Genomic DNA, 22771 nt, shown 5'->3' with positions numbered 1-22771 from the left:
TCCTGCGGTTGTGAACCGACTGTGGATAGACTCGAGGCACGGCCGATTACTGCGAAAGGGTCAACGATGATCGACCAGTCCTTTCCGCGCGACCTCGTGATGATCAGCGCGGTGTTCTCTATTGCAGCTTTCGTGTGGTCCGGGTGGGCTCAGGAAGAGCCGCCCAGCCACTTTTCGTATCGATTCATCCTCGGTGGGCTCGGGGCAGCAGGACTGGCGCTGGCAGTGCCCAGCATTCTCATAGCGATCCGCAATTGGGGCGAACCGAGCGCGATCAGCACCGGTACCACTGCGTTCACTGTCTACATCGTCGTCGTCTGGGTGGAGGTCATCGCCGGCGGGGTGCTGGGCTTCCTCGCAATTCGTTCTGGCCATTCCGAAGGGGTCGCCCCACTGATTCTCGCGATCGTCGGAATCCATTTCTTCGCACTGGCCTTCGTCTTCGCCCAGCCTGTTCTCCACCTTTCCGGTGCGCTCATCACACTGATCGCGATCGTGGCGTTCTTTCTGCCGCGAGGCCCCGCGGCTCCGAGTTTCTGGTGCGGTCTGCTCGGCGCCCCAGTGTTCTTGGTCATCGGCCTATGGTGCCTGTTCGCCGGGCGCAGCGCGATCGCCGCGAACTGACTGCCCGGTCACCGCTGACATTCGAGGTTGCGGTGATCTATCGTGAGGGAAGCGACGGTTCTCGGGCGGTGCGAGTACGCCGTCCGACACTACCGTCATCCCGCCTGCACAAAGGAGCCGACAATGAAGACTGCTCAACGCCTGGACAACCTGGGCACCGAGACCGCGTTCCGGGTCGCCCAGGCCGCCAACGACTGGAAGGCTCAGGGCAACCAGGTCTATCCCTTCCACCTCGGCGACCTCAACTTCCCCATGGCAGGCCACATCGTCGAGGCGATGGATCAGGCCATCAAAGATGGCAAGACCGGGTACTGCCCAGGCCCCGGAATTCCGGAGTTGCGTGCGGCACTGGCAGCAGACATCGGATCCCGGCGAGGCATGAGCATCGACCCCGCCGAGGTGATCGTCACCACCGGTGGCAAGCCCGTGATCACGAAATTCCTCCAGGCTGTGATGGATCCCGGTGAGGGAGTGCTCTACCCCAACCCAGGGTTCCCGATATACGAATCCCAGATCGAGTACCTGGGCGGGACCGCGCTTCCGTACAGGTATGTGCCCACTGACGACGGGTTCGCCATCGACCTCGACCATCTGCGGGCCTCCATCGATGACAAGACAGTGGCCATCATCTACAACGACCTGCAGAACCCGATCTCGGCCGAGTCCACCGTTGCCGAACGTGAGGCGATCGCCGCGATCGCGCAGGAATTCGACCTCTGGGTTCTGTCCGACGAAGCCTATTTCGAGATGCGCTACAAGGGCCGCTCGACGTCCATCGCCTCACTCGACGGTATGCGCGAGCGCACCGTCATCCTCTACACGTTCAGCAAGAAGTTCGCGATGACCGGGTCCCGGCTGGGTTGTGCCGTGGCTCCGACGAAGGTCGCCGAGGCGATTTCGACGATGAATACCAACGACGAATCCTGCACGAACCAATACGTCCAGTGGGCAGGCATCGCCGCACTTCAGGGTCCGCAGGATGAAGTTGGTCGGATGCTCGAAGTGCTGCGCAAACGACGCGACGCCACGTGCTCGATCATCAACTCGATCCCGGGCATGAGCGTGGCCGTTCCCGGCTCGACGTTCTACGTCTTCCCTGACGTCACCGAGGCGATGGAGGCCAAGGGGATTGCCACTCTCGCCGACTTCTCGACTGAAGCGTTGCATCAAACCGGAGTCTCCTTCTGCACCCGCGAGCACTTCGGCAGACGGCAGGACTGGGAGGACCGGGGGTACATCCGCCTCGCCTACTCGGGCATCGGCGAGGACGACATCACTGAGGGACTGGGCAAGCTGCGCGACTGGATCACGCAGGTGTGAGCGCGAGCAACGGCGTCCGTGAGTGTGGAATCCCGTGTCGTGCTCCGTCATTGTGGACTCCCGTGCGAAAAATCGTGCTGCGACGAACGCGAGTCCACAATGACGGGCGCCGGTTCGGGGAATGCGGGGATCCGGTTAGGCCCAGTGGTGTGCTGCCGGTCGCTTGGTGGACGGCAGTGAGTTGTTCAGCCGCCAGTCGTGGAGCCAGTCAGGCAGTTCCACGTCAGGCGGTGGCGGCCCGAATACTTCGACGAGTTCGTCGTTGGTGACCGTGCCGTTCTCAGAGATCAGCCGTGTCGCAACGAAGGCACGGGCGTAGATCTCTTCGTCAACGACGATCCGGTGCTCGAAGTACACGGCACGTTCGTCGTATCCTGCGATCTTCGATTCGACGCTGTAGCGCTGGCCGAGTTTAAGTGACTTGCGGAAGCTGATGGTCTCTGAGCTGACGACGCCGCTCCATTTTCTGCTGCGCATCGCCTTCCAGACTCCGCTGCGGACCATGATGTCGAGCCGGGCCAGATCCATGATTGAGAAGTACATGCCGTTGTTGACGTGCATGAAGATGTCGATCTCGGACGGCAGCACCCGCAGAGGCAGAGAATAGCTGTCCCATATGCCCCGCGCGGAACGGCGGCGGGCTTTGAGCAGCTGCAGAAGCATTCGCATGAAGTGCATAGCCTCCATGTTACCCAACCGTAGATTCGAGCGACGGCGGGGGTGAGAGGCCAGGAGGCCAGATGATTCTTCGAATGCGGGGGCTCGGGCATCTCCGATGAGTCGATGTTGAGTGGGGGTTCCGTTGAAGCGAACTGCGGACCTATGGTGAAGGTATGACTACAGACGACACACAACGTCAGCCGCAGACGACGTGGGCATCTGCGCAGTCTTTGCTCGCCGCTGACCACGCCGTCGTGCTGTGGAAGCCTGACTGCGAGTTCTCTGCACAGCTCATGGAGGAACTGAAGGACCATCCGGCTATCACGTGGGTCAACGTCCGCGAGGACGAAGACGCCAACGCCCGGTTGCGTGAGCTCAACGATGGCAATGAGTTGACTCCGACCGTACTCGTGGGTGAGCGGGTGCTTCGCAATCCGAGCGCAGACGAGCTGCGAGCGATGCTTCCAAGTTGATTCGGGTGACTGAAGCTGACGGACCCGCGGTGGATCTCATCGACGAAGTGCGCAGCACCGTCAACACCATTCCTGACGGGAAGGTGGCCTCCTACAGCGATATCGGTGCCCATCTCGGCGTCGGGCCGCGTCGGATCGGGCGAATCATGGGCCTGCTCGACGATGACGTCGCCTGGTGGCGGGTCGTCTACAGCGACGGTAGGCCGGCGGTCTGCCACTGTGGGACGGCGCCCCAGATCCTCGCAGCGGAAGGCACTCCGTTCACCGGTGAACGGGTTGCCATGACGCACGCGAGGCACCGCTTCGACTGAACTCTTTGCGGCGAATCTCTCGTGCAGAAGGACTGGCGAGGAGCGCGGTGTCCGTGCTGATCAGTCGGTGCGCACAGCTTCCCGGCCGGGGATGAACGGAGATTCCTCGGGCTCGGGGTGCCGCAGCCTCTGGACGACGATGATGGCAATGCCCAGGGCAACCGCACCGATTGCCGCCCACACATTGGTGCGCAGGCCGAGGACGACGTAGCTCGGGTCGAGGCGGATGGACTCCCACACGATGCGGCCCGCGCCGTACCAGACGAGGTACATGCCGAAGAGGCGTCCCCACTGGAAGAACAGGTGCCGTCCCAGCCACAGCAGGGCCAGGGCGCCGAGGCTGTTCCAGATCACTTCGTAGAGGAACGTGGGGTGGAACAGGGTGTCCACCGGCAAGCCTGCCGGAAAACTCGGGTTGCTCGGGTCGATCTCCAGACCCCAGGGCAGTGTCGTCGGCATGCCGAAGAGCTCCTGATTGAACCAGTTGCCGAAGCGTCCACAGGCCTGGGCGAGAATGAGTCCCGGGGCGATGGCGTCGAGGAGTGCCGTCAGTTTGATGTTGAGTCGGCGGCACATGATCAGCGCGCCCAGGGTGCCGCCGATCAGCGATCCGAAGATGGCGATCCCGCCCTCCCAGATCGCCCATACGGATCCCGGTTCGAAGGGGTTCCACGGGTTGCGGCCAGGCCCGAAATAGTCCGTGTAGTGCGTGATGACGTGATAGATCCTGGCCCCGATGATGGCCATCGGGACGGCCAGAGTTGCAATGTCGAGGACCTGCCATTCCTCGACTCCGCGCTTGGTCAGGCGGTGGTTGGTCAGCACGATGGCGATGATGATTCCGGCGAGGATGCACAGCGCATAGAAGTGGATCGTCAGAGGACCCAGCGAGAAGCTGGAGACGCTCGGGCTTGGAATGGAGGCCAGAACATCGTAGGGCAGAGTGGGCAGGTCATCGACCGCTGAAAAGGCAAGCACGGGTTCAGTCTATTTCCAACCCCCTCAGACCGACAGTTGAGCGATCTCCGCAGCTTGCCCATGGGAAGATGTGAACTATGGCCCTCGACTTCACCCTCGTCCAACTGCGGTACTTCCAAGAGGTTGCCCGCCGCGAGAACATGACAGAGGCGGCCAAGCACCTCAATGTCACGCAGTCGGCGATCTCGACGGCCATGGCTCAGCTCGAGAGGACCCTGGGCATCGACCTGTTCATTCGGCAGAAGAACCGCTCGGTGGTGCTCTCACCTGCAGGCCGACGTTTTCTCTTCGAAGTCAATCCCTTCCTCGAATCCTCCGACGCCCTGGGGGAGACAGCGCACGGACTGGCCCAGTCGCTGAGCGGCAACCTCACGGTCGGAGTGTTTTCACCCATCGCCCCGACCCGACTGCCGCTCATCCACGCGGAGTTCGAAAAACGCTATCCCGACGTGAGAGTCAATTACTTCGAGGCCGACCTCCATGAACTGCAGACAGCGGTCATCGCCGGGGTCTGCGACATCGCACTGACGTACACGCTGGGTCTGACCGATCGGTTCAACTCATTCCTCATCGACGTCGTCGAACCGCACGCGCTCGTCTCTCTCGATCACCGCCTCGCTGGGGGAGCGGAGGGACCGCGTCCGGTCCATCTGCGTGAGCTTGCCGACGAAGACTACGTTCAGCTCGATCTGCCGTTCTCCCGTCAGTACTACGATGAGCTCTTCCGCATCGCCGGGATCGTGCCGAGGGTGCGACACAGCTTCGCGGGCTATGAGACGGTCCGGTCGTTCGTCGCGATGGGCCACGGGTACTCGCTGCTGAGCCAGAGCGTGTCCTCTGGAACGTACATCGGGTCGATGACGGTCGACGTACCGCTGCTCGACGATTTCCCGAGCATCGACCTGTCCATGGTGTGGCCCAAGGACGTGCGTCTGAGTAAGCGCGCACGCGCTTTCAACGAACTGACCCGCGAAATTCTGGGGCCGACGGAGGTGTAGGCAGACGAATTCCTTGTGTCAGTTTCCCAGACCGAACAGTCTCTGGATGAGGTTGCCCTTCTGCTTGGGGGCGTCTTCATGTCCGCCGCACCACTGATGTGCAGGCACCTCGCGTTTGACGGAGTCGATGTGTTGTCCGCATCCGGCCCAGGTGGTCTTGCCGCAGGTCTTGCAGGTAGCTGCTCGGCACATAGTTCTTCTCCTTGAATAGTTCGCGCATGGTGATTGGCACTTGTTCGGGCTGGTAGTTCAGGCCAGGGACAGGAAGAGTTTTTCGAGCTCCTCGATAGTAAGAGAGTCCTCTTCGTGTGGCCTGGAATCTGTAGCAGCAGAAGCGTCGGCAGAGGCGTCGTCGGTTTCTGCGGCGTTGAGGCAGTGCTTCATCGCGTTGGAGACGATGAGGAACCCGGCGCGATCAAGCGCTGTCGACACTGCCGACAACTGTGTGACCACATCCCGGCACGAACCTTCGTTCTCCACAGCATCAATCACGGCGTCGAGTTGACCACGGGCCCGCTTGAGGCGATTGGCAATCTTCCGCTGAGTAGCCGGGTCTGCGTTCTTCATTGTCTATGTCCCTGAGTAGGTGATGCCGAGGCTGGGTGGACTCTCGTTTGAAAATATACCCTATGGGGTATTCGGGAGGCAAGAGCGTTCAGCCAGATCTGGCGTTCAGCCAGATCTGTCAGCATCCCGACGGCTGAACGAGAGTCATATAGATTGAATTGATTGTTGCACTAAGCATTATCTGTTGGACTGATGGGTTGGTTCGGGCAACAATGGTGCCCACACCTGAGGACTAGGCAAGGGAGCTTCTATGTCCGCGACATCTGCGACGCCGGAGACACAACCGAAACACACCGGCAAGACCACGAGCATGCAGAAGAAGGTGCTCGTCGGCGGCAGCATCGGCCAGTTCGTGGAGTTCTACGACTTCACGCTCTACGGGCTCTCGGCCGTCATCCTCTCCGAGTACTTCTTCCCCGACGGCGACAAGGTCACTGGGCTGCTCGTCATCTTCGCCACATTCGGCGTTGCCTTCGTCATGCGTCCCCTTGGCGGACTGTTCTTCGGTGCCCTCGGTGACAAGGTGGGCCGGCGCAAGACCTTGACCATCACGATCTTCCTCGTCGGGATCTGCACCGCCCTCATCGGCGTACTGCCCGGCTTCGACCAGATCGGCTGGTTTGCCCCGATCCTGCTCATCCTCGCCCGCCTGGGCCAGGGCTTCTCCGCCGGCGGCGAATCCGTTGGCGGACCCTCCTTCGTCTACGAACACGCGCCGGTGGGCAAGCGCGGCCTGTGGATCAACATCACCCTGGCCGCCACTGCGCTGCCCTCGGTCTTCGCCGGTGGCCTCATCCTGCTGCTCTCGACGGTGATGAGCGATGCCTCGTTCGACTCATGGGGCTGGCGCATCCCCTTCCTCCTGGCTCTGCCGCTCTCAGCCGTCGGCCTCTGGATCCGCTCTCGGACCGACGAGTCAGAACTGTTCAAGAAGACCGCGGCCGAACGCCCGAAGGAATTCAGCCCGATCCGTGATTCCTTCCGCGAGAACTCGGTGGGAATGCTCCAGGTCTTCTTCGTCCTCGGGCTCACCGCTCTGGGCTTCTACATGCTCTCGGCCTACTTCGTCACCTACATCCAGACCACCGGCGATCTCACCCGCGAGCAGTCGCTGCTGACGAACGCCATCGCCATGGCCAGCTACACGATCTTCCTGCCCATCGCCGGAGCCATAGGAGATCGGGTCGGGCGCAAGCCGATGCTCATCGCAGGCTCCATCCTCTTGGCCGTCACCTCTATCCCCGCATTCGGGTTGGTGACGAGCGGAAACATGGGCCTGGCATTCCTCGGGCAGACGATCTTCGTGATCTCCCTGTGCTGCTACGGCGGAGGCTGCTACACCTTCTTCTGCGAACGCTTCTCCACGAAGACCCGGTTCACCTCGGCGGCGATCAGCTACAACGTCTCCTACGCCATCCTCGGCGGGACCGCTCCGTTCGTCGGCACCTGGCTCGTCGACATCACCGGAGTCAACACCGCACCCGGGTACTACATGGCCATCTGCGCCGTGATCGTCCTCGTCCTCATCTTCATCACCCGCCTCCCCGAGACCCGGGGCCGGCTGGGCTGATCGACAGATGCCCACGAGCCCTTCGTTTCCGCGGACCTCGATCACCTTTGGTGCAGGGGGCCAGTCTGCAAACTGCCTTCCTGCACCAAAGGTGACCGGCGCCGCTTCACCATCCACTTCTGAGCACCAGTGAAAGAGAAACACCATGACAGAACCATCCTCTCGCCCCTCGACAGTGCGTGACGCCTCCGACCGTTCCACCTCCCTCTCGGCAGCGAGCGACGCATCCTCGACAGCAAGCGACTCGACCCCGGACTCGACCCCGGCTTCTTCGTCCGACGCCGCCTTCCTCACCGACTTCCACCACGTCGCCACACTCGGCGCAACCGACAACGACGGAGTCGATCGGCAGGCGCTGACGCCTGAGGACAAGCAGAGCCGTGATTGGATGCGCGGCTGGGCCGAAGGCAACGGCTTCGAGGTTCGCGTGGATGCGATCGGCAACATGTTCGCCTGCCTCGAACTCGTCCCTGATGCCCCCTACGTCCTCATCGGCTCCCACCTGGACTCCCAGCCCCTGGGCGGTCGCTTCGACGGTGCCTACGGAGTCATCGCAGCCCTCTTCGCAGCCCTGCGGGTGAAGGAGAACGTCGTCGAATCCGGGCAGAAGCCCCGGTTCAACATCGCTGTCGTCAATTGGTTCAACGAGGAGGGCGGACGCTTCGCCCCGTCGATCATGGGCAGCTCCGTCTACGCCGGACTCTTCGGCCTCGACGAGATGCTCGCAGTCCAAGACCTCCAGGGCACTTCCGTTGCCGAGGCGCTCGCCGCCATCGGCTACAACGGCACCGACACCCCGCCCGAGGCGATCTCCTACGCAGAGATCCACATCGAACAGGGACGCATCCTCGAACGCGAGGCCACGAACATCGGCGTCGTCGAATCCAGCTGGTACACACAGAAGCTCGACATCGACGTCCTCGGCGAACAGTCCCATACCGGCGCCACCGCCATGGCCGATCGCCACGATGCGCTCGTCGCAGGTTCCAAGATCGTCCTCGCCGTCGCCGACGTGGTCAACGAGTTCGCCGACGAGGCGCTCGTGTCCTCAGTCGGCCAGCATGTCGTCGAACCCAACTCACCCATCGTCGTACCCCGCCGCGTGCATATGGTCGCCGACCTTCGTTCCTCCGACCCGGACATCGTCAAGGCTGCCCGGGACTCCCTGCACCAGCAGATCGCGAACATCGCCTTGGAACACGACATCACCATCAAGGTTGAGGACTTCGATGTCCGCGACAAGCTCTACTTCCCGGAGACCGGCGTCGAACTGGCCGAGAAGGCCGTGGCCAATGAGGGGCTGTCGATCCGGCGCCTCGAGACCATGGCCGGCCACGACTCCGTGGCAATGAACCACCGGGTGCCCGCCGTGATGATGTTCGTACCCAGCGTCGACGGCGTCTCCCACTGCGAACGCGAGTTCACCACGGACGAGGACATGATCCGCGGCCTCGGCGTCCTCACCAACGTCGCCACGGAGTTGGTCAATGGTGAACTCAGTGAGGAACGCGGAGGCGATGTGTGGGTCGGTCAGTCCGTCGCCGAGGCCCGGGCATGAGCGGCAGCGAGACGTGGGCGCTGTCCGCAGCCGAAGCCCTCGCGAAGTTCCGGTCGAAGGAACTCTCTCCGGTCGAGTACCTCAGCGCGCAGATCGGACGCATCACCACCGAAGATGACCGCATCAATGCGGTCACGGAGGTCGTGGAGGAAGCGGTCACCTCGGCGAAGGAAGCGGAGAGCTTCTACGCGAACGCCAGCTCCGATGATCTCGCCGAGGCGGTCGCCGCCCGACCGCTGCTCGGTCTGCCCGTCATCGCCAAGGAGAAGCACGCAATCGCCGGACGCACGCTCACGCAGGGTCTCATCCACGAGACCGACACCATCGCCGGGACCGACGCCGTGATCATCCGGCGCATCCGCGCGGCCGGAGGATTCGTCCATGCCAGGGCGACCTCGCCGGAATTCAGCTGCGCGACGATCACTCACTCGCCGATGTGGGGAGTGACCCGCAATCCCTGGAACACCGAGCTTTCACCAGGCGGTTCCTCGGGCGGGTCCGGGGCGGCCCTGGCTGCGGGGTTCGGCCCCCTGGCGACAGCCTCGGACATCGCCGGATCGACGAGGCTGCCCGCCGCATTCACGGGCACGGTCGGGTACAAGGCGCCCTATGGTCGGATTCCTGGAGCACAGCCGCTGTCCGCGGACTGGTATCGGGGGGACGGACCGATGGCGCGCACCGTCGCCGACACCGCCCTGCTGGCCCGTGTGATGGTCGGTGTCGACCCCAGTGATCACGCATCGATCGAATCGTCTGGATTCCTCGACGGCTTCGATGCCTCTTCCGCCGAGGTGGTCGAGGGTCTGAAGGGCAAGCGGATCGCTCTGTGCCTGCGGTTGGGGGACTTCCCCGTCGGCGAGGACATTATCCGCAATACCCGCGCAGTCGCCTCGGCGCTCGAGGCTGCCGGTGCCATCGTCGAGGAGATCGAACTGCCGTGGACGGCGGAGCGGATCTTCGACACCGCGTTCACCCATTTCGGGAACATCCTTGCCCCCGCCATGCGGGCCGCCACCCGTGGCCACGAGAGCACATTGGCCGATTACACGCTCCGGTTCATGGCCGATGCCGAGGCGGTTGCCGCCCGTCATTCGCTCTACGAAGGGCTGGCCGCCGAGGCGCAGATCCAGGCGGAACTTGCGACCGCAATGGAGGGATTCGACGTTTTCCTGGCTCCCACCTCGGCGGTGGCAGGGCTCGAGGCCGACGGCAGCTATCTCGACGGGATCACGATCGACTCGAACGGTGTGGGCCGAGAGGCTTCCGGTGCTGGTCACAGCGATGATGGTGACGGCGGGGGAGTGCGGCTTGATCATTATTGGCAGTCACACATGACGATGCCATTCAACATCTGCAACCGGGTGCCGATCGTCAACGTACCCTCGGGCATGGCCGACTGTGGAATACCAACGGGGCTGCAGGTCATCGCCCATCCCTTCGATGACCGCGCCGCGTTCGACGTTGCGGCCGCGGTCGAACAGTTGGTGCCGTGGACGGGGTTGGCGCCGGGGTGAGGTTAGAGCTCTGTATGATCAGCCACGACGAGGAGGCTTGTCAGCGGGATCTGTGAACGCCATTTCTCGGGGAGATTCGAGTAATTTTCGACTACGAGAGAGACAACGTCTTCACCAGTCAGCAGGCGAAGTCCGGGCCTTTGCCGTTCGATATTCAAAGCGTCTCGACTGTAGTTACCCAGGGTGACGAAGAGCGAGAGCTCCCCGGGACCTTGAGTGCCGACAAGTTGCTGGACTTCCGGCGCTCCAATTGTCGAAACACGATGTTTGCACTGCACCTTGATTTGAGGAGGTTCCACCCCGAGTGGATCTCTATGAGCGATGACGTCGACTCCACCATCCTGGGAGTACTGGGTGACTCGTGCTTCGTATCCCAGCGCCCGAAGTAAAGCTGCTGTGAAATGCTCGAACTCGTTGTGGCTGATCCGCCGGTGGAGGCATTCCAAGATGAAATCGCGAGTATGACGCTCGATCCGTGAAGCTCTCGGCTCGTCACTGGCGGCTGACTCATCGGTGCTTTCTAGGACTTCATCAATGCTGTCGGCAACAACATCAATCGAGCCGTCGGCCGAGTTGAGAGCTGCGATAAATTCTTCAGAATGTTTGCGAATCTGGAAAACCGAAATGAACGAACCAATTTCGTAGAGTGCTGCTTGAGTGAACACTGTCCGGGACAACCCCACGCGCTTCCACTCGACCGGCAAGCGATGCTGATGAGTACGCGCGTTCTGGTCATAATAATAGGTACCGGTGACGGTGCCGATATTGACAGTACTGTCCGGTTTATAAGGAGCTACCACGATGTCGCCAACTGCGATGTCAGTGCCGAAGCGATAGAGAACGCCCGCCTGTCCAGCGATGGACTGTGGTTTTGCATCCGGGTTAGTAGTCAACAGTGCTCGCTTGATTCCTTCACGACCGTCGGGAATCGTTCTCAAATCTGCGACGTCGTCCCATCCGATGCTGACAAAACCCTCGTCGACTAGTTCATTCGTCAATGTATCGTTGTGGATTCCCCACATCTGCATTCTTGCTCCGATTGTGAAAAGCCCTCAGGGGAGGACGCGATAAGAGCGCAATCACTATTGCGTCAACGGTATAAAGACCACGGTAGTCTGCGAATGACCAGACGCAGTCGGAGCAACGCCATCAGAGTTGGAGTGTCGTGAGAAACCCAGCGCTAAGAGGACAGAGTCCGACTGCCAGCCCCACCCATGTGATCAGACTTCTGACAGGATGGACAATGTGGACGAGAAGCGCGAACTAGAACAGGCAGCTGACTCAATGATGGCCTTCGAACAGACTCTCGCCGCCGTCGAAGGAATCGGGCGAGAACTCAATGCCGTCACCTCGGTGATGAGTGACCGGGCACACAACCTGGCGCGGAAGTCAGCCGATCGTGTCTCGGCGGGCGAACCGGCGCGCAGACTCGAGGGTGTTCCCTTCGCTGTCAAGGACGTCATCGATGTAGCGGGCGTTCCCACAACAATGGGGTCGAACGTCAGCAGCGGACCTGACCCCAGCACGAGCGCCCCCGTCGTGAGCCTCTTTGAGCGAGCCGGTGCGCTGCCCGTGGTGAAGACGAACTGTCAGGAGTACTCATACGGCATCCTCGGCGATGAAAGCGCCTTCGGTCGAGTCATCAACCCGATCGATCGCACGCTGTGCACGGGTGGTTCGAGCTCGGGTTCGGCAGCCCTTGTCGCTGCCGGGGTGGTGCCGCTGGCTCTGGGAACGGATACTGCGGGTTCCGTGAGAGTGCCGGCTGCTTGCCAGGGCGTCATTGGGTTTAAGCCGACCTTCGGCAAGGTCTCGGTCGAAGGTGTGTTCCCTCTGTCTCCGTCCTTCGACACGGTGGGCCTGTTCGCACGCGATCTGCCGCTGCTCACCGCGGCATTCGCAGTGATATCCGGGAATGGGTCTGGCTCAATCCCAACAGGTTCCTCACCGGCGAAGGCTCCGACCGTCGATCTGAGCCTGCTCAACCCCACCGATGAGTCATCGGCAGAAGTACGGACTTGGGTCCACAAGCACCTCGGTGATTCAGCGATCGCCTCAACCACCTCGGCGAACTTCGACTATCTGACGGGGCTCATCGAGCGAGGGATCGACTACTACGACATTGTGCGCCGCTATGAGGCCTATGTTCTGCACAAACAGTTCCTGGATGACCAAGGAGAGAAGTACCAGCCGGGCGTCTGGGCGAAGATCCTGTCGGGGCAGAACATCACCGTGGCTGAATACCAGTCCAATGTTGCCGCGCTCGAGGAGCTGCGAGCCGTTGCCGAATCGTTCTTCGACGACGTTGACTTCATCATCACGCCCGCCATCGACGGTGACGTGATCGCGTGGGATGAACTCAGATCAGACTCGGCGGCGAAATTCATGCGCTACTCGCTGCCGTTCAACGTTCTCGGGTGGCCGGCAGTGACGGTGCCGATCGGGGCGGTCGTGGGAGGACCTGACACAGCGTCGGCGGGGCCCGAACCGAGCCCGACGAGGCCGGAGTCGGTCCAGATCATCGGTCCTCCACACTGTGACGAAACGCTGCTCAAGTTCGTAGCTGGGTTCTGAAGTGGCCGCTGGCAGGGCAGTCGCCGCAGCGAAAAGTGCGGCGCCGCCTGCTCAGTGAACAGGTGGCACCGCACTCCGCAGCGTTGGTCAGGGCGTCAGCTCATCGCTCGATGCCTCACAGCCTCCAGCAGCTGTCGAGGGGCGCTTTGCCGGCGAATGTGCGGTTTGTGAAGGTCTCGACACGAGGGAGTGCGGCTATGTAGCCGCCGACGTGTCCGGGCCCGAGATTGTCCTCGAACGCCACTTTGTTGCCCGCATCGCACCACGTCGAGGCCAGTTCCTTGCCCATCTCGAAGGGTATGATGTCGTCGAGACGGCTGTGGTTGACGAGCACAGGAATGTCCGGGATCTCTGCCCTTCCCAAGCGCTGGTTATCTACGACGTCCCGGAACTCTGTTTCGACGAGTTCCTGGAGAGGGCTGCCGTCCTTCGTCAACGTGGTCGTATCGGTGAATGCATGCGACAGCGTCGCCTCTAAGGTGCATTGGTTCGAGGCGCTCTCGACCGCATCAAGCCCCTTCTGGTTGAGGTATTTGGACAGGTCAACATCGGTCTGGTCTGCAAACGATGCGACTCCATAGAGGAGGAAGGCTGTATATGTGCTGGACATCTCGGTGACAGTTTTATAGAGGTCCGTCGGTACGGCGCCCGCCGAGGCGGAGGCGATGTTGAGTCCAGGTGCCCAGTCATCTGCGAGCTCCAAGGCTGCCGTGGTGGCGTGCCCGCCCTGCGAATACCCTCGCAGTTGGAGCTTCGTGTCGCCATTGATTCCACTGCCTTCGACGTTCTGGACTGCTTTGGCCGCGTCGAGAACCGAGCGACCTTCCTCCACGCGGTTGACGTAGTGGTGAGTGCCTTCGGTGCCGAGTCCGAGGTAGTCGACGACGATGACTGGTCGTTTGGCTGCCAGCGCCGAGGTGACGGAGACTCCTTCGTACTCGGTGCCCATTCCCATTTGCCGACTGGGAGCGCACTTGTCGGCGATCCCCTGAGTGCCGGGTGAGATGACAACGGCATCCTTCGCCTGCTCGCTCGCACCTTCGGGGGTCAGGAGCGTGGCGGTGGCCGCTCGCGCTGTGCCCTTTTCGTCGGTGGTCTTGTACATGTACGTCGTGGACTTCGCACTGTGCTCGATGAGTTTGACGGGATCGAGATAGAACTTCGATGGCGTCTGTTTGACTACGCCGCCGTTCTCCGTCGGCAGCTGTTCCGGGGTCTTGTAGAATTCCTCCGGAACGCCTGAATCGGGGAGGTCCTCGAGAGCAGCCGCATACTCGACATCGGAGGCGGTGATCTCATCGGACTTGTCGACGGCTTCCTTGGCCTGCTCGACACTCACGCCCTCGGGGACGTTGCTCTTGTTCAGAGAGCTGGAATCCTCAGCTTGTCTGTCTTTGATCATGCGCTTGGCCTCGTCGTCGGTCTGCGGGGCCAATGATTGCGCCTGGGCAGGCGCTGCCACTGTGCCAAGCGCGAGCGTCAGCCCAGTGACGGCTGCTGCGCTCAGCATTGCGATGCGTCGTGCGTGTGGAAGCGTTCTATGACGAGCCGTTCTCATAAGCGTGTAGTCCTGTTCTGTCGTGTGTCTCGGCATTGAGAGTGCGCGGACAGTTGTGGTATCGCAGGCCGGTCGGACGAGTGTGCCCGTCCTCGCAGTCGTCTCTGGTGCAACGTCTGTGTGGTGACAGACATCACAACCTTACTCGATAGTAGAACTGGTTGGTAACATTATTTTCGGTCAATCGAACAGTCCGCATGAGCCGTGCGTCTAGGCGAAGTTGCACCTCGTCAGGCACTGGAACAGTCGTGGAGGATCTCAAGAGCGCGGTTGACAAGGACAGGTGTCATGAGACCGGATATTGTGAATCGCCTGACAGCGAACGAATGGTCGGCCGCCCATCGAGGCACTACGACACGAAGGACAACTCAAACATGGACCATATGGGAGTCATTTCACTGATTCCGCCGCTGTTGGCCATCCTGCTGGCGGTGCTCTTCAGGAACGTCGTCATTGCACTGTTCACCGGAATCTTCGTGGGTCTGCTGATTGTCATCGGACCCAACCCGGTCACCACCACCATGGGCCTCGTCACCGATCATCTCGCGTCCGTCGTCACCGACAGCTATAACGCGGGTGTCATGATCCTCCTGTTCTTCATCGGAGGCTTTGTCGCTCTCGTTGAGCGTTCGGGCGGCGGGGCCGCGCTCGCATCGAAGGCTGCGCGGCTCATCAATACTCGGGGAAAGGGGCAGATCTCCGCCTGGCTGGGTGGCCTGATCATCTTCTTCTCCGATCTGGGCACCCCGCTCATCGTCGGACCGATCTTCGAGAAGATCTTCGACAAGCTCAAGCTGTCTCGCGAGAAGTTGGCCTGGATCCTCGACTCGACCTCGTCCCCCGTGGCAGTGCTCATTCCCTTCATCGGGTGGGGCATCTACATCATGGGACTCATTCGAGAGGAGTTCGACAGGGAGGGCCTACGAATTTCTGAGTTCACGGTGTTCGTGCAGGCGATCCCATTCCAGTTCTACGCGATCCTCGCTGTGACCGCGATCCCCGTTGTGGCGCTGACTCGCACTGACTTCGGGGCGATGCGACGAGCTGAGCAGCGCGTTCAGGAGACAGGTGAACTTCACTGGCCCAATTCGAAGCCCCTGCGGCAACCGGATTCCATTTCAACTGATGGAATGAATTCGGAGAGCCGGCCGATCGTCATCTGGCTGCCGCTGCTCGTGCTCTTCGTGACTCTGTTCTCGATCCTCACGACCCTCGGGTTCCCCGCCGAGCCAGTGCCTGGTGAGGAATTCCGTGCCGCGTTGAGCACCGCCTACCTGTTCGGTGCACTTGTACTCATTGCGCTCATGCTCATCTTCAAGATCAATCCGATCGGCGCGATCCTCGGCACCTACGTCAAAGGCATGGAGAAGATGATCAGCGTGGTGTTGATCCTTGTCCTGGCTTGGACTCTGGGCGGGTTGCTGGAGGCGATGGGGACGGCGAACTTCCTCGTCGAGATGATGTCCGGAGTCGTTCCCGCCGCCTTTGTTCCGGTTCTCGTCTTCGTCTGCGCAGCCGTAATGTCCTTTGCCACAGGGAGCTCCTGGGGCACCTTCGCTATTATGATCCCCTTGGCGCTTCCCGTTGCCTTCGGGCTCGATGCGCCTGTGATCGTCTGCATCGGAGCTGTCCTCTCAGGCGGGATCTTCGGGGACCACTGTTCCCCGATCTCCGATTCGACGATCCTCGCATCGACCGGTGCCGGAACGGACCTCGTTGACCACGTCAAGACCCAGCTGCCGTACGCCGTCATCAATGGGGCCATCGTCGCTGTGTCGTTCGTCGTGGCCGGCTTCCTCGACAGCCCCTACATCGTCATCTTCAGCATTGCCGCGATGATCACCGTTTACCTTGTCATCTCGCGAGTGAGTGCTTCGCAACAGTCACGTGCCGTCAAGACGGACACCTCGAGCACCGCCGAGATGGACTGACCACCTGTCTGCTCGTCGAGTGTGTTGGCGAAGCTCCCGCAGTCTCAGCTGCGCAGCGCGTCCAGCTCCTCCACCTCGGGGTAGATCGTCGCTTCCGGGGCAACGCTGCGGTTGCGGAGCATGAAGTAGTAGAGGACGAAGGTCACAGCGATGCCGACGATCCACGAGATGTCTGCGCCTCCCAGCTTCTCGACCAGAGGCCCGGTGTAGAAGGACTGAGCGAGGAACGGGATCTGCACAACGACGCCGACTCCATAGGCCACCAGTGCTCGCCAGTTCCACTTCCCGTAGCGACCCTTGTGGTCGTAGAAGGCGGGGATGTCGAAGCGGTCCTTCGAGATCAGGTAGTAGTCGGTGAGGTTGATGATGCTCCACGGGGTGAAGACCATGAGCAGGGCGAGGACGAAGTTCTTGAAGTTCGCCAGGAAGTCGGCCGAGGCCAGTAGGGCTACAAGCACGGTCAGAGCGACGATGCCGATGACGAAGACCGCACGCGTCCAACGACGGATGTTCGTCTTCTCCCCGAAGGAGGTGAGGATCGTCAGCGTGCACATGAAAGCACCGTAGGCATTGAGCGTGTTGACGGTGAGCTTGCCCAGCAGGATGACGATGAAGATGAGGAGCGCGTAGACGCCTCCGCCGACGATGTCGCCGACGAAGCCGACCTGGTTCTCGACAAAGGAGTTGCCGGTCTCCGTCATAGCTGCCGCACCGATGAGTGCGCCCAGGGTCATCGACCACTGTGATCCGATGACGGAGCCGCCGAAGGTGAACCAGAAGGTCTTCGATGCCGGAGTCGACCGTGGCAGGTACCGCGAGTAGTCGGCGACGTAGGGGCCATAGGTCAGCTGCCAGCCGACGGAGAGCGCGATCGCGGACAGGAATGCCGGAAACGCGAAGGATGAGTTGGAGATCAGTCCGGGAACGTCGACCTTGGTGAACACGCAGTAGGTGATGAAGAGGAACCCGAGCAAACCGGTCACCGAGGAGATGCGGCCGAGAACGTGGATGTACTTGTAGCCCAGCAGAGCGACAGACGCGGTCAGCGCACCGAAGATGACGATGCCAACCGCAGGAGTATCGACGCCGATGATGAGGTTGACGGCCTGGCCGGAGAGCACTGCACCGGTCGAGGCGAAGCCGATGTACATGAGCACGACGAGCACCAGCGGGATGATCGCGCCGATGATGCCGAACTGCGCTCTGGAGGAGATCATCTGCGGCAGGCCCAACTGTGGGCCCTGCGCTGAGTGGAGGGCCATGACGATCCCGCCGATGATGTTGCCGATGAGCAGGCCGATGATGGCCCACAGCGCATCGGCACCGAAGACGACGGCGAGCGCTCCGTCGACGATGGCGGTGATCTGGGTATTGGCGCCGAACCACAGCGTGAACTGGGAACGTGCGGTGCCGTGACGTTCATTGTCGGGCACCATTTCGATGGATCGTTTCTCAATCCCCGAAGTGGACGAGCTCGCCATGGTTTTCTCCTTTGAAAGTTGAATCAGGAACAGTGTGGCACCGCCCTGAGGTCCCAGACGAGGTCCACATCACATCTTTTGTCCGATATCTCGGAAAATTCGGAGGACAACGTTTCGCGCCGAGGCGGCCCGCCGTGATCGTTCACGTCAGGTCCCGCCTCGGCGAAGTTCTCGCGTTCGCCCTCAGACCGAGAGGCTGCGGGCGATGATCGTGCGCTGGATCTCCGAGGAACCCTCATAGATGCGGTAGATCCTGGCATCGCGGACGTATCGTTCGAGCGGGAAGTCCCTGGTGAAGCCGTAGCCGCCGTGGATCTGCAGCGCTTCGTCGGCGATGAACGCGGCAGCCTCGGACGCGGCGAGTTTGGCCGTGGCCGAGGACCTGGTGAAGTCCACCTCGGCGTCCCTCTGCTCCGCGGCATCCATCGTCAGCAGCCACGCCGATCGGTACTTCATGTACATGTCGGCGAGCTTGAAGGCGATGCCCTGCAGGCGGTTGAGCGGTTTGCCGTTGATCTTGCGCTCGCCGGACCAGGCCACTGCCGCGTCGAGGGCGGCCTTCGAGATTCCGAGGCTCATCGCCGCGACCTCGATGCGGCCCCGGTCGAGGACGCGCATGGCCGTGGTGAAGCCCTCGCCCTCGACGCCCAGCAGCGCGTCGTCGGCAACGATCGTGTCGATAACGAACTCGTAGACCGGGCTGCCGCGCAGACCCATCGTCTTCTCCGGGGGATTGAAATTCAGCCCGTCACCGGCCACCTTGGTGTCGACGATGAATGCGCTGATCCCCTTGTGCCCGGCCTCGACGTCGGTCTTTGCGTAGACGACGATGAAGTCGGCGAATCCGGCGTTCGTGATGAAGCATTTGGTGCCCTTGAGGTGCCAGCCGTCTTCGACGCGTGTGGCCCACGTCGACATCTCGGCAGGGTTAGACCCCGCCCCCGGTTCGGTCAGTCCGAAGGAACCGATGATCTCACCGGCGGCGGCCCTGGGCAGCCAGTTCTCGCGCTGGGCATCGGTGCCGCCGAGCAGGATCGAGTCGGTGGCGAGGAACTGTGCTGTGATGATGGACGCCGTCGAAGCGCACGCCTCGGTCACTGCGGCGACCATTTGGCTCATCGCCACCGAGCCGACTCCCGGCCCACCGAATTCCTCGGGCAGGTTCAGGCCAAGGACCCCCACCTCGGCGAGGGTCTGCAATGTTGCGTCCGAGACGCGTTCGTTCGCATCCGCGGCCGCGGCCTGCGGTACGAGGACATCTTTGCTGATCTGTGTGACGGCGTCGACGAGTTCCTGCTCGTCCGCGCTGATGTCGAATCCCATGGTCCTACTCCTTCGTCGGTTCTGCTGAACGGGGTGCGTCAGTTCGTTCTGCGCTCAGCTCGTCATTGTGTTCGCCGAGGTGGGGCACCGGAAGCGCGGATGTCGGCCTGACACCGTCGACGAGGAGGGGGTGGCGCAGGTGCGTATGACCGGTGCGGGCATCAATGGTGGTGAGATCGCGGTCGGCGGTGATGGTGCCGTCGATCGCCTCGGTGAAGTTGAGAACCGGGGAGTTGGGGACTCCTGCCGCGTCGAAGATCGCGCACAGCTCGGCCACCGTGTGAGTGCTGGTGAACTCCTCGATCTCGGTGCGCAGATCCTCGTCGTTGTCCGAGCGGAGTCCGTCTGTGGCGAACCTGGCATCGGTGGCGAGCTCGGGCTTGCCGAGGGTCGCAGAGAGGACTCCGAAGAGCTTGTCATTGGCGACGGCGATGACGACGAGCCCGTCGGCCGCTTGATAGGTGTCGAAGGGCGCTGAGATCGGGTGGCGGTTGCCGACCCGGCCCGGGGCGGAGCCGGCGGCGTGGATGGCTGCGTTGGTCGGCTGCGTGGCGAGCATGACGTCGAGCATCGGAATGTCGATGTGGGCCCCTTCGCCGGTGGTCTGGCGGTGGAAGAGGGCGCTCGAGACGCCGAAGGCAGCGAAGACTCCGGCGGAGACGTCGGCGATGGATTCCCCCACGCGGGTGGGGGAGCCCTCGGGGAAGCCGGTGGACGACATGAGTCCGCTGAGGGCCTGGATGACGGTGTCGTAGGCAGGCCGTTTCGCCTGTGTGCCGGTCTGCCCAAAGCCGGAGATCGAGGCGTAGACGATGTCGGGTTTGACCTCTTTGATGTCCTCAAAGGATAGGCCCAGTTTGGCTGCCACGCCCGGCCGGAAGTTCTCGACGACCACATCGCAGGTGCGGAGGAAGTCGAGCAGCTGCGCATGCTGCTCGGGATCCTTGAGATCGGCCTCGATGGAGCGTTTGCCCCGGTTGAGGGACGTGAAATACGTCGAGCCCGTGTCGGTGAAGGGGCCCAGGTGGCGGGAGTCATCACCATGGCCCGGCATTTCGATCTTGAAGACCTCGGCGCCCTGATCGGCGAGCATGGCGGTGGCATAAGGGCCGGCCAGCACGCGGGAGAAGTCGGCGACCCTGACCCCGCTGAGAAGTTGCTTCGTTGCGTTCATGAGGACAATCCTCGAGGTGAGGAGCGCGGAAGACAACGCTCTCACCTCGAGTTTCGTCCGAGGTGTCGGATTGTCTGTGGAGTCGCTAGTCGACTATCCAGTGCTGTGGAGGCATGGACCATGGCTGGCGAGACTCAGAGTTGAGGCACGCCGACACCGCAGTCCGAAATGTCGGACAGAACTTGATCCAGGCCACTATCGCTTTTCTGCGCAGAGGACAGAATGGGATGTGTAGTCAGCGATGACAATGAGGGGGACTGGTTCCCGCTCGCCATGATCCGAACATGAGAATCGTTCCGCTCCGTCAGACAGAATGAAGAAGGAGAGTCACATGACCAGCGTCTCCGAAACCTCGGGCACCTCCAACTCGAGCACCGCAGCGACGAAGCCGTCGTTCACCCAGCATGACCCCTCACGCGTGATCCGCGCCGACCGTGGCACGCAGATCACCGCCAAGTCCTGGCAGACCGAAGCTCCTAAGCGGATGCTCATGAACAACCTCGACCCCGAGGTTGCCGAGCGTCCCGAAGACCTCGTCGTCTACGGCGGCACCGGTCGCGCGGCTCGCTCCTGGGAGGCCTACGACGCGATCGTGCGCACCCTTGATGACCTCGAGGACGATGAGACTCTCCTCGTCCAGTCGGGCAAGCCGGTCGGTGTCATGCGCACCCACGAATGGGCGCCTCGTGTGCTCATCGCCAACTCCAACCTCGTCGGCGACTGGGCCAATTGGGAGCACTTCCGTGAACTCGAGGCCGAGGGCCTCATGATGTACGGCCAGATGACCGCCGGCTCCTGGATCTACATCGCCACCCAGGGCATCCTGCAGGGCACCTATGAGACCTTCGGCGCCATCGCCCGCAAACGCTACAACGGCACCTTGGCCGGAACCCTGACGATCACCGGCGGCTGCGGCGGCATGGGCGGCGCCCAGCCGCTGTCCGTGACCCTCAACGGCGGCGCCTGCCTCATCATCGACGTCGATAAGACCCGCCTGGACCGTCGCAAGTCCAAGCGCTACCTCGACGAGGTCGAGACCGATCTCGACACCGCACTCGCCAAGGTCATCGAGGCCAAGAAGAACAATCAGGCGCTGTCTGTGGGACTCGTCGGCAACGCCGCTGAGATCCTGCCGATGATCCTCGACCGTCCTGAGGCCGCAGAGGTCGACATCGTCACCGACCAGACCTCGGCGCACGACCCGCTGTCCTACCTGCCCATCGGCGTCAGCGTCGATGACTGGCATGATGAGGCCGAGCAGGACGCGGAGAAGTTCACCATCCGCGCCGAGGAGTCCATGGCCAAGCACGTGCGTGCCATGGTCGAATTCCAGGATCGCGGCGCCGAGGTCTTCGACTACGGCAACTCGATCCGCGATGAAGCCCGCAAGGCCGGCTATGAGCGCGCCTTCGAGTTTCCCGGCTTCGTCCCCGCCTACATCCGTCCGCTCTTCTGCGAAGGTCTCGGACCGTTCCGCTGGGTCGCCCTGTCCGGTGATCCCAAGGACATCGAGGTCACCGACAAGGCACTCAAGGAGCTCTTCCCCGAGAACGAGCACCTCCACACCTGGCTCGACGCTGCGAACGAATACGTCGAGTTCGAGGGTCTCCCGGCTCGCATCTGCTGGCTCGGCTACAAGGAGCGTCAGCAGGCCGGGTTGCTGTTCAACCAGCTCGTCGCCGAGGGCAAGATCTCTGCCCCGATCGTCATCGGCCGTGACCACCTCGACTCCGGCTCGGTCGCCAGCCCCTACCGTGAGACCGAATCGATGCTCGACGGCACCGACGCTGTGGCCGACTGGCCGCTGCTCAACGCCATGGTCAACACCTCCTCGGGTGCCACCTGGGTCTCCATCCACCACGGCGGCGGCGTCGGCATCGGCCGCTCCATCCACGCCGGCCAGGTTTCCGTGGCCGACGGCACCGAGCTGGCTGCCAAGAAGTTGGCCCGCCTGCTGACGAACGACCCAGGCATGGGCGTCATCCGCCACGTCGACGCCGGCTACGACCGTGCCGCCGAGGTCGCTGCCGAGCGCGGCCAGCGCGTGCCGATGATCCCCGAGCTCGACAAGCGCGACGAGGAGTCCGCCGCCCAGTAGGGGCAGAGCCTCGATTCAACAGTCGAAGTCAGGGTGAGCAGGTTTGAAACTGCTCACCC

General features: G+C 62.1%; 20 protein-coding genes. 11 read left to right on the top strand and 9 right to left on the bottom strand.

The features are described 5' to 3' along the window. The first annotated feature begins 66 nt into the window (after positions 1-66). Together JFC13_RS11130 and JFC13_RS11125 are read left to right on the top strand one after the other, a co-directional pair. The gene (locus JFC13_RS11130; protein ID WP_198397150.1) at positions 67-624 is read left to right on the top strand and encodes a hypothetical protein; all 558 of its coding nucleotides are present in this window, start codon (positions 67-69) and stop codon (positions 622-624) included. A gap of 123 nt (positions 625-747) precedes the next feature. Further along, the gene (locus JFC13_RS11125) at positions 748-1944 is read left to right on the top strand and encodes a pyridoxal phosphate-dependent aminotransferase (protein WP_198397149.1); all 1197 of its coding nucleotides are present in this window, start codon (positions 748-750) and stop codon (positions 1942-1944) included. Positions 1945-2079: 135 nt separating this feature from the next. Here the strand turns inward: JFC13_RS11125 and JFC13_RS11120 are convergent, their stop codons facing one another. Then, entirely contained in the window at positions 2080-2622 is a 543-nt protein-coding gene (locus JFC13_RS11120) for an acyl-CoA thioesterase (RefSeq protein WP_198397148.1), read from the bottom strand. A 155-nt stretch (positions 2623-2777) separates the two neighbouring features. Between JFC13_RS11120 and JFC13_RS11115 the strand changes: the two genes are divergently transcribed. Both JFC13_RS11115 and JFC13_RS11110 read left to right on the top strand, forming a co-directional pair. Then, positions 2778-3077, top strand: a complete 300-nt coding sequence (locus tag JFC13_RS11115; RefSeq protein ID WP_198397147.1) for a glutaredoxin domain-containing protein — start codon at positions 2778-2780, stop codon at positions 3075-3077. Positions 3078-3082: 5 nt separating this feature from the next. Continuing rightward, positions 3083-3388, top strand: a complete 306-nt coding sequence (locus tag JFC13_RS11110; RefSeq protein WP_332839392.1) for an MGMT family protein — start codon at positions 3083-3085, stop codon at positions 3386-3388. Positions 3389-3448: 60 nt separating this feature from the next. On the opposite strand, the gene lgt is transcribed toward JFC13_RS11110, so the two are convergent. Then, entirely contained in the window at positions 3449-4366 is a 918-nt protein-coding gene (lgt, locus tag JFC13_RS11105; RefSeq protein WP_198397146.1) for a prolipoprotein diacylglyceryl transferase, read from the bottom strand. A gap of 77 nt (positions 4367-4443) precedes the next feature. Between lgt and JFC13_RS11100 the strand changes: the two genes are divergently transcribed. Continuing rightward, on the top strand, positions 4444-5364 hold the full coding sequence (locus JFC13_RS11100; protein WP_198397145.1) for a LysR family transcriptional regulator: 921 nt from the start codon (positions 4444-4446) through the stop codon (positions 5362-5364). Positions 5365-5382: 18 nt separating this feature from the next. Here JFC13_RS11100 and JFC13_RS11095 read toward each other — a convergent pair whose 3' ends face one another. Together JFC13_RS11095 and JFC13_RS11090 are read right to left on the bottom strand one after the other, a co-directional pair. Beyond that, entirely contained in the window at positions 5383-5556 is a 174-nt protein-coding gene (locus JFC13_RS11095) for a hypothetical protein (protein ID WP_198397144.1), read from the bottom strand. A 57-nt stretch (positions 5557-5613) separates the two neighbouring features. After that, the gene (locus tag JFC13_RS11090) at positions 5614-5931 is read right to left on the bottom strand and encodes a metal-sensitive transcriptional regulator (protein ID WP_198397143.1); all 318 of its coding nucleotides are present in this window, start codon (positions 5929-5931) and stop codon (positions 5614-5616) included. A 250-nt stretch (positions 5932-6181) separates the two neighbouring features. On the opposite strand from JFC13_RS11090, the gene JFC13_RS11085 reads away from it, so the two are divergent. From JFC13_RS11085 to JFC13_RS11075, 3 genes are all read left to right on the top strand, one after another. After that, entirely contained in the window at positions 6182-7501 is a 1320-nt protein-coding gene (locus tag JFC13_RS11085; RefSeq protein ID WP_232488519.1) for an MFS transporter, read from the top strand. Between the two features lie 145 nt (positions 7502-7646). Then, positions 7647-9059, top strand: a complete 1413-nt coding sequence (locus tag JFC13_RS11080; RefSeq protein WP_198397142.1) for a M20 family metallo-hydrolase — start codon at positions 7647-7649, stop codon at positions 9057-9059. Continuing rightward, positions 9056-10573: an amidase gene (locus JFC13_RS11075; protein ID WP_198397141.1), complete on the top strand. Its 1518-nt coding sequence runs from the start codon at positions 9056-9058 to the stop codon at positions 10571-10573. Before JFC13_RS11080 ends, JFC13_RS11075 begins: the two co-directional genes overlap by 4 nt. Before the next feature lie 2 nt (positions 10574-10575). On the opposite strand, the gene JFC13_RS11070 is transcribed toward JFC13_RS11075, so the two are convergent. Beyond that, positions 10576-11601, bottom strand: coding sequence for a restriction endonuclease (locus JFC13_RS11070; RefSeq protein ID WP_198397140.1), 1026 nt, complete (start codon positions 11599-11601; stop codon positions 10576-10578). Between the two features lie 208 nt (positions 11602-11809). Here JFC13_RS11070 and JFC13_RS11065 point away from each other — a divergent pair, with 208 nt between their 5' ends. Continuing rightward, a complete protein-coding gene (locus JFC13_RS11065) occupies positions 11810-13147 on the top strand; it encodes an amidase (protein WP_198397139.1) in 1338 nt (445 codons plus the stop codon). Positions 13148-13262: 115 nt separating this feature from the next. Here JFC13_RS11065 and JFC13_RS11060 read toward each other — a convergent pair whose 3' ends face one another. Beyond that, entirely contained in the window at positions 13263-14657 is a 1395-nt protein-coding gene (locus JFC13_RS11060) for a lipase family protein (RefSeq protein ID WP_198397138.1), read from the bottom strand. A 431-nt stretch (positions 14658-15088) separates the two neighbouring features. Between JFC13_RS11060 and JFC13_RS11055 the strand changes: the two genes are divergently transcribed. After that, on the top strand, positions 15089-16636 hold the full coding sequence (locus JFC13_RS11055; RefSeq protein ID WP_198397137.1) for a Na+/H+ antiporter NhaC family protein: 1548 nt from the start codon (positions 15089-15091) through the stop codon (positions 16634-16636). Positions 16637-16680: 44 nt separating this feature from the next. Here the strand turns inward: JFC13_RS11055 and JFC13_RS11050 are convergent, their stop codons facing one another. From JFC13_RS11050 to JFC13_RS11040, 3 genes are all read right to left on the bottom strand, one after another. Further along, positions 16681-18117 carry a purine-cytosine permease family protein gene (locus tag JFC13_RS11050; RefSeq protein ID WP_198397136.1) on the bottom strand — a complete coding sequence of 479 codons (1437 nt, stop codon included), beginning with the start codon at positions 18115-18117 and terminating at the stop codon, positions 16681-16683. A 183-nt stretch (positions 18118-18300) separates the two neighbouring features. Continuing rightward, on the bottom strand, positions 18301-19440 hold the full coding sequence (locus JFC13_RS11045) for an acyl-CoA dehydrogenase family protein (protein ID WP_198397135.1): 1140 nt from the start codon (positions 19438-19440) through the stop codon (positions 18301-18303). 4 nt (positions 19441-19444) lie between these two features. Further along, positions 19445-20614, bottom strand: a complete 1170-nt coding sequence (locus tag JFC13_RS11040) for a CaiB/BaiF CoA transferase family protein (RefSeq protein WP_198397134.1) — start codon at positions 20612-20614, stop codon at positions 19445-19447. A gap of 331 nt (positions 20615-20945) precedes the next feature. Here JFC13_RS11040 and hutU point away from each other — a divergent pair, with 331 nt between their 5' ends. Then, the gene (gene hutU / locus JFC13_RS11035; protein WP_198397133.1) at positions 20946-22712 is read left to right on the top strand and encodes a urocanate hydratase; all 1767 of its coding nucleotides are present in this window, start codon (positions 20946-20948) and stop codon (positions 22710-22712) included. Positions 22713-22771: the final 59 nt, after the last annotated feature.

Origin of the sequence: Brevibacterium antiquum, from assembly GCF_016107655.1 — a bacterium.
Lineage (GTDB): Bacteria > Actinomycetota > Actinomycetes > Actinomycetales > Brevibacteriaceae > Brevibacterium > Brevibacterium antiquum.
The sequence above is the reverse complement of the archived record's forward strand: the minus strand, read 5'-3'. Positions and strand labels throughout refer to the sequence as shown.

Bases quoted from the DNA above. Each gene is read 5' to 3' on its own strand.
- JFC13_RS11130 (WP_198397150.1), top strand. From the start codon at position 67: ATGATCGACCAGTCCTTTCCGCGCGACCTCGTGATGATCAGCGCGGTG.
- JFC13_RS11125 (WP_198397149.1), top strand. From the start codon at position 748: ATGAAGACTGCTCAACGCCTGGACAACCTGGGCACCGAGACCGCGTTC.
- JFC13_RS11120 (WP_198397148.1), bottom strand. From the start codon at position 2,622: ATGCACTTCATGCGAATGCTTCTGCAGCTGCTCAAAGCCCGCCGCCGT.
- JFC13_RS11115 (WP_198397147.1), top strand. From the start codon at position 2,778: ATGACTACAGACGACACACAACGTCAGCCGCAGACGACGTGGGCATCT.
- JFC13_RS11100 (WP_198397145.1), top strand. From the start codon at position 4,444: ATGGCCCTCGACTTCACCCTCGTCCAACTGCGGTACTTCCAAGAGGTT.
- JFC13_RS11095 (WP_198397144.1), bottom strand. From the start codon at position 5,556: ATGTGCCGAGCAGCTACCTGCAAGACCTGCGGCAAGACCACCTGGGCC.
- JFC13_RS11090 (WP_198397143.1), bottom strand. From the start codon at position 5,931: ATGAAGAACGCAGACCCGGCTACTCAGCGGAAGATTGCCAATCGCCTC.
- JFC13_RS11085 (WP_232488519.1), top strand. From the start codon at position 6,182: ATGTCCGCGACATCTGCGACGCCGGAGACACAACCGAAACACACCGGC.
- JFC13_RS11080 (WP_198397142.1), top strand. From the start codon at position 7,647: ATGACAGAACCATCCTCTCGCCCCTCGACAGTGCGTGACGCCTCCGAC.
- JFC13_RS11075 (WP_198397141.1), top strand. From the start codon at position 9,056: ATGAGCGGCAGCGAGACGTGGGCGCTGTCCGCAGCCGAAGCCCTCGCG.
- JFC13_RS11070 (WP_198397140.1), bottom strand. From the start codon at position 11,601: ATGCAGATGTGGGGAATCCACAACGATACATTGACGAATGAACTAGTC.
- JFC13_RS11065 (WP_198397139.1), top strand. From the start codon at position 11,810: ATGGACAATGTGGACGAGAAGCGCGAACTAGAACAGGCAGCTGACTCA.
- JFC13_RS11060 (WP_198397138.1), bottom strand. From the start codon at position 14,657: ATGCTGAGCGCAGCAGCCGTCACTGGGCTGACGCTCGCGCTTGGCACA.
- JFC13_RS11055 (WP_198397137.1), top strand. From the start codon at position 15,089: ATGGGAGTCATTTCACTGATTCCGCCGCTGTTGGCCATCCTGCTGGCG.
- JFC13_RS11050 (WP_198397136.1), bottom strand. From the start codon at position 18,117: ATGGCGAGCTCGTCCACTTCGGGGATTGAGAAACGATCCATCGAAATG.
- JFC13_RS11045 (WP_198397135.1), bottom strand. From the start codon at position 19,440: ATGGGATTCGACATCAGCGCGGACGAGCAGGAACTCGTCGACGCCGTC.
- JFC13_RS11040 (WP_198397134.1), bottom strand. From the start codon at position 20,614: ATGAACGCAACGAAGCAACTTCTCAGCGGGGTCAGGGTCGCCGACTTC.
- hutU (WP_198397133.1), top strand. From the start codon at position 20,946: ATGACCAGCGTCTCCGAAACCTCGGGCACCTCCAACTCGAGCACCGCA.